This is a genomic window from Anaerolineae bacterium, from assembly GCA_014360855.1.
In the GTDB taxonomy this organism is placed as follows: Bacteria; Chloroflexota; Anaerolineae; order JACIWP01; family JACIWP01; genus JACIWP01.
Map to the genome: position 1 here is coordinate 1 of JACIWP010000210.1, position 5,416 is coordinate 5,416.

The following is a 5,416-nucleotide window of genomic DNA, read 5'->3' on the forward strand; positions in this document are numbered from 1 at the left end:
TTGCCTGCGCGGCGAGCTGGGGGTCGGGAAAACGCGCTTTGTTCAGGGCATCGCCCAGGGGCTTCAGGTGGAAGGGCCGGTGCGCAGTCCTTCCTTCACCCTGGTGTGGGAGTACACGTCGCCGGCCGGCCTCAAGCTCTTCCACATTGACTTCTACCGCCTGGGCGACGCGGTGGCCGAATCCCTGGCCATCGGCATCGAGGAGTATCTCTATGGGGACGGCGTCTGCGTCATCGAGTGGTCGGAGCGCGCCGAACCCATCCTGCCGGCGGACCGTCTGACGGTGGAAATGCGTTTCATTGACGATTATAAGCGCGGCGTTCTACTGCGCGCCGGCGGCGAACGCTCCAGGGAATTATTGACCGCCTATCGGAGTGTAGTCATCGGACATGCGCCGGCGTCATCGGCGCCGGCCGGCCGCTCTTGACACCGCGTTTCGGGGGTCAGCCTCATGCTGTTAGCCATTGACACCGCCACCCGCAATGCCAGCATCGCGCTCTATGACGCGCACCAGGTCTGGGCGGAGCGCACCTGGTTCTCGGATTACAACCACACCGTCGAGCTGATGCCCAACATTGTGGACATGTTCCGCTTACTGCGGCTGGAGCCGGCGCGCCTCCGCGGGGTGGCGGTGGCCATCGGCCCAGGCTCCTTCACCGGCATGCGCATCGGGCTGAGCGTTGCCAAGGGGTTGTGCCTGGCGCTGGGGATCCCCATCAAGGGTATCCCCACCCTGGACGTGGTGGCCCAGCCTTTCGCCGGCAGTGACCTGCCGGTGTGCGCGGTGGTGCACGCCGGCCGCGGGCGCTTCTGCGCCGCGGTGTACCGCAGTGTGGACGGACAGTGGAGCCGGCAGGGAGATTTCCAGCTTGTCACGCCGGACAGACTGCCGGCGCTGGCGGAAGGCCGGACGATTTTCTGCGGGGAGCTGGATGAGGAAGCCCGGCAGGCGGTGCAGTCCGCGCTGGGGAAGCGCGCCGTGATCGCCACGCCGGCGCAGTCGGTGCGGCGAGCGGCGGTGCTGGCGGAAATGGCCTGGCCGGCGCTGGCCTCCGGTCAGGGCGACGACCTGGCCAGCCTGTCGCCCATTTACCTGCACACGGCCGGCGACTCGCCATGAGGGATACGCCGTTGGATTGGACCGATATCCCGTACCTGGTGCGGCCCATGCAGGTGGCCGATATCGAGCAAGTCATGCCCATCGAGCGGTCGAGTTTCACCTCCCCCTGGCCGGCCTCCGCCTTTGAGTATGACCTCCTGCACAACCGGCACGCGCATTATTTCGTCGTGACCCCGCGGCCGGCGCAGGAAGCAGGGGAGCCGAAGCCGGCTTCCTGGCTGAACCGGCTCCTGCGCACTGCCCCGCCCTCCCCCTCACCGTCCGGGCCGGTGCTGGGATACGCCGGCTTCTGGGCGCTGGTGGACGAGGCGCACCTGGCCAATATCGCGGTGGCCCCGGAGTGGCGCGGGCGCGGGCTGGGGGAACTGCTGTTGGTAACGGTCATCGATCGTGCGGTGGAGCTGGGCTTGGTGGTGGTGACGCTGGAGGTACGGGTGAGCAACCTGCGGGCGCAGAAGCTGTACCGCAAGTACGGCTTCGAGGTGGTGGGGGAGCGCCGGCACTATTATTCCGACAACGGCGAGAACGCCTACATCATGACCACGGGCATCATCACCAGCGCCGCATATCAGCGCCGGCTGGCCGAGCTGAAGGAAGCCCTGCACGCCAAACTGCGCGCCCAGACCGCGCCGCCCCCAGCGGAATGAAAAAGCCCGCCCGAATGGCTCGGGCGGGCTTTCGTGCTGCTCCTCACTGCCGCAGGTGAATCATCACCTTGCGGTTATCCCCTTCGCCGATGCTGTGCGTGGTCACCTGGGGGTGATCGCGCAGGGCGAGGTGCACGATGCGCCGCTCGTACGGCGGCATGGCTTCCAGCACCACTGAGCGGCGGGTCGCCACCACCTGCTCGGCCATGCGTTCGGCCAGCCGGCGCAACTGCTGTTCGCGCCGCTCCTTGTAGCCCTGCACATCAATCACGATATTGTACCAGCGGCGCGTACGGTGATTGACAATCAGCCGCACCAGGAACTGGAGAGCGCCCAGGGTCTCGCCGCGCCGGCCGATCAGCATCCCCAGGTCCCGGCCCTGGATGTCCAGCACCACCGGCGGCGGGTTATCCCCCTCCAGCATAAACTCCGTCGGGGGCTTGGAGACGATGCGCGCCTGGATGGACATGCGCTGGAGGATGCCCTGTAGGGCGTCGCGGGCGATGCGCTCCACCTCTTTGGGGGAGAGCGCCGGCGCTTTGGTGACCTCGGCCCCGGCCTCTTCCTCTTCTACCTCCGGCCCTTCCCAATATTCCTCCGAAAGAACCTGTTCCTGCGCTTCGGCAGGGGCGGCTTCCACCCGCGGCGCCAGGCGCACCCGGGCATCTTCGGCGCCGATGCCCAGCAGGCCGCGACTGCCGTGGCTCAGGATTTCCACCTCCACCTGGTCCCGGCTCAGCCCCAACTGGGCCAGGCCGGCGGCAATCGCCTCCTCAACGGTTTTTCCTCTAACCTCGACGCTTTCTCCTCTTCTTTCCATACTGTTGCCCTTTCTTAGCGGTTTGTCCCTCGGCAGGCTGTGCATCCACAGGAGCGGAGGCGGTGGGCGCACTGCTGGCCGGCGCTTTGCTGGTCACGGCCTTGGCCGGCGGCGCCCCCCGTTTCCCGAACGACACGCCCACCCAACCCGGCGTGAAGTACTGGATGACGATGCCCACAATGTTGGACACGACGAAATAGAGCGCCAGCCCGGAGGGGAACTGTAAGCTGAAAAAGCCCAGCATCAGGGGGAACATCACCTGCATGCTCTGGTTCATGGACGCCGACTGTGGGTCGGAGGAGGGCGGCGACATCACTTTCTGCTGGAACCAGGTCGTGGCCACCACCAGCACCGGCAGGATGTAGAGCGGGTCCGGCTTGCCCAGGTCCAGCCAGAGGAAGGTGTTCTTCACCGGCACCAGCGAGGAGAGCCATGGCAAGCTCTTGTAGATATTATTGGAAAGGTTCAGCAGTTGAAGCGGGCCGGCCGCCAGCGTCTGGGCGATGGACTGATACAGGCCGATCCAGATGGGGAACTGGATGAGGAGCGGCAGACACCCGCCCAACGGGTTGACGCCGGCCTCGCGGTACAGCTCCATCTGGGCCTGCGCCAGCTTCTCCTTGTCGTCCTTGTATTTCTTCTGCAGTTCCTGGAGCTTGGGCTGTAATTCCTGCATCTTCTTGGCGGATCTCTGCTGGGGCAGGCTCAGCGGCAGGGTGAGCAGGCGGATAATGATGGTGAACACAGCGATGGCCGCGGCGAAGTTCTGCCCGAGCGCTCCGTAGAGCAGCAACAGGCCGTTCAGCATCGGCTGAAGAAAGAATTGTGTCCAAATCTGACCCACGTGTGCACTACCTCCTGGGGTCTCCCCCGGTGTGAGAAAATTTACTTGGTCTGGGCAGGGTTCGCCAGCCAGCGCTGTACGCCGCTGGCGGCATCCAGCGCCGCGACGCGACCGTTCATGATGGCGACGTAAATGGTATCGTCGGCGGCCACCGGTTCGCTGAGCAGTTGGCCGGCCTTGGGATCATCGGTGGAGAAGCTCCATTTTTGCTGGCCGGTCTGCGGGTCCAGGGCATACAGCCGGCCATCCCGGCTGGCGACATACAGCGTCCCTTCGTGATACAGCGGCGTGGCGCGCACCAGGTCGCCGGCGGTGAACTTCCAGCGCAGGGCGCCGGTTCCCGCATCCAGCGCATAGACGTTATGGTCCGTGGCGCCGAAGTAGACCACCCCTTCATGCAGAAGCGGCCCGCCCCAGATCCAGCCATCGGTTTTGAAGGACCACTTTTGCTCTCCGCTGACGGCATCCAGGGCATAGAGGGAGCTGTCGAAGGAGCCGAAGAAGACCATGCCCTCGCCCACCGCCGGCGTGCCGGCGATAGCGCCGCCGGCCTCAAACTGCCAGAGCTTCTGCCCCGAATCTGCATCCAGGCAGTAGAGGCGGTGGTCCATGGCGCCGAGGTACAGCCGGCCGTCGGCCAGGGCCGGCGACGCCCAAATCCACCCCTCTGTCGGGAATTCCCATAGCACGCGGCCGCTGTTCACCTCCACGGCCCGCAGTTTTTTGTCTTCCCCGCCGAAATAGGCTACGCCATCCGCCACCAGCGGGCGGGCCAGCACCGCTTTATTGGCGGTGGAAATGGTCCAGCGCGTCTGGCCGCTCGCCCGGTCCAGGGCATACAGCCCTTGGGCGGAGGTGCCGACCAGCAACAGGTCGCCGGCCACGGCCGGCTCGCCGTGGAATTGGGCCGGCTCCTTGCTGTCGGCCGGCGGCACCCGCCACAGTTCCTGGCCGCCCCGCTGGGCATCCAGTGCCCACACATGCCCATCCAGGCCCGTCAGATACAGCACATTATCGGCATATGCCAGGCCGGGCCAGATGGGCGGCGGGGTTGCGCTGGCGCCGCCACTGCACCCTGCCCCGATGAAAAGGAATGCCAACAGCAGGGGTACCAGTACCCCCACGCCCCATGGAATGCGATGTTTCAATGGAAGCTCCTCCTGCTCCGATAGCGGATACCATTTCTCTGCGCGATGCATAACCGCCGGCCGCGAACATGCCGGCCCCTTACGGCACCGGGTCATATCCCCCAGGGTGGAACGGATGACAGCGCAAAAGGCGCCGTACGCCCAGCCATCCCCCTTTCAGCAAGCCGTATTTATCGATCGCCTGGTAGGTGTAATGCGAGCAGGTCGGATAAAAACGACAGCTAGGGGGAAGCAGTCGGGATATCGTCATTTGATACAATTTGATGAGCCAAAGAGCAACGATCTTCATCTTTCACTTCTTCTGCGTGCGGATGGGAATCCGCCGGCCCGACGGCTGGTTCGGCCGCCTGTGGAGGCTGGATGGACTGCCAAATGCCGGCGCGCCGCGCCAGTTGTCCCACCGCCTCGTACACCGCGGCAAATTTGGCATCGCGCAGGGGAGCTCGTGCGATGAGGATGACATCGTAGCCTGGGGCAAAATTGGATAACTGCAGGCGCACCGCCTCCCGCAGTAATCGTTTCGCCCGGTTCCGTTTGACGGCCTTGCCGAGGCGCCGGCTGACGGAAAAGCCAAACCGGCTGTACGGCAGATCATTCGGCAGAGCGATGAGAACCGCCAGGGGATGGGCCACGCTTTTTCCCTTTTCCCGCACCTCCGCAAAACGGGCACTGCCGCGCAGACGATACCGCTTTTTCAACATGCCCAGACCTTCCGCGGCGTGCCGGCCCGCTCTGCACTCCCCCGATAACGCCGCCCTGTGCTCCCAGCCTCCCGATCAACAGTCATCCTGCTCCTGCGGCCGACAGGTTTCCACCCCGCGCCGGGGCGATCAGACG

At 65.1% G+C, this 5,416-nt stretch carries 8 protein-coding genes; 3 read left to right on the plus strand and 5 right to left on the minus strand.

The genetic code is table 11. The features are described from left to right. The 3 genes from tsaE to rimI form a co-directional block, all read left to right on the plus strand. Nucleotides 1-427, plus strand: a 427-nt coding sequence (gene tsaE, locus H5T60_11060; GenBank protein MBC7242970.1) for a tRNA (adenosine(37)-N6)-threonylcarbamoyltransferase complex ATPase subunit type 1 TsaE, incomplete at its 5' end; no start/stop codon positions are given. A 24-nt stretch (nucleotides 428-451) separates the two neighbouring features. Continuing rightward, entirely contained in the window at nucleotides 452-1,120 is a 669-nt protein-coding gene (gene tsaB, locus H5T60_11065; protein ID MBC7242971.1) for a tRNA (adenosine(37)-N6)-threonylcarbamoyltransferase complex dimerization subunit type 1 TsaB, read from the plus strand. Continuing rightward, complete coding sequence (rimI, locus tag H5T60_11070; protein MBC7242972.1) at nucleotides 1,117-1,767, plus strand: ribosomal protein S18-alanine N-acetyltransferase; 651 nt, start codon at nucleotides 1,117-1,119, stop codon at nucleotides 1,765-1,767. Before tsaB ends, rimI begins: the two co-directional genes overlap by 4 nt. A gap of 43 nt (nucleotides 1,768-1,810) precedes the next feature. Here rimI and H5T60_11075 read toward each other — a convergent pair whose 3' ends face one another. From H5T60_11075 to rnpA, 5 genes are all read right to left on the minus strand, one after another. Next, nucleotides 1,811-2,587 carry a protein jag gene (locus H5T60_11075; protein MBC7242973.1) on the minus strand — a complete coding sequence of 259 codons (777 nt, stop codon included), beginning with the start codon at nucleotides 2,585-2,587 and terminating at the stop codon, nucleotides 1,811-1,813. Beyond that, nucleotides 2,556-3,395: a membrane protein insertase YidC gene (locus H5T60_11080; protein ID MBC7242974.1), complete on the minus strand. Its 840-nt coding sequence runs from the start codon at nucleotides 3,393-3,395 to the stop codon at nucleotides 2,556-2,558. Before H5T60_11080 ends, H5T60_11075 begins: the two co-directional genes overlap by 32 nt. A gap of 77 nt (nucleotides 3,396-3,472) precedes the next feature. Next, complete coding sequence (locus tag H5T60_11085; protein MBC7242975.1) at nucleotides 3,473-4,579, minus strand: PQQ-binding-like beta-propeller repeat protein; 1,107 nt, start codon at nucleotides 4,577-4,579, stop codon at nucleotides 3,473-3,475. Nucleotides 4,580-4,658: 79 nt separating this feature from the next. Then, on the minus strand, nucleotides 4,659-4,868 hold the full coding sequence (gene yidD, locus H5T60_11090; protein MBC7242976.1) for a membrane protein insertion efficiency factor YidD: 210 nt from the start codon (nucleotides 4,866-4,868) through the stop codon (nucleotides 4,659-4,661). Further along, nucleotides 4,801-5,280, minus strand: coding sequence for a ribonuclease P protein component (gene rnpA / locus H5T60_11095; GenBank protein ID MBC7242977.1), 480 nt, complete (start codon nucleotides 5,278-5,280; stop codon nucleotides 4,801-4,803). The genes yidD and rnpA overlap by 68 nt, the downstream gene beginning before the upstream one ends. Between the last annotated feature and the right edge of the window lie 136 nt (nucleotides 5,281-5,416).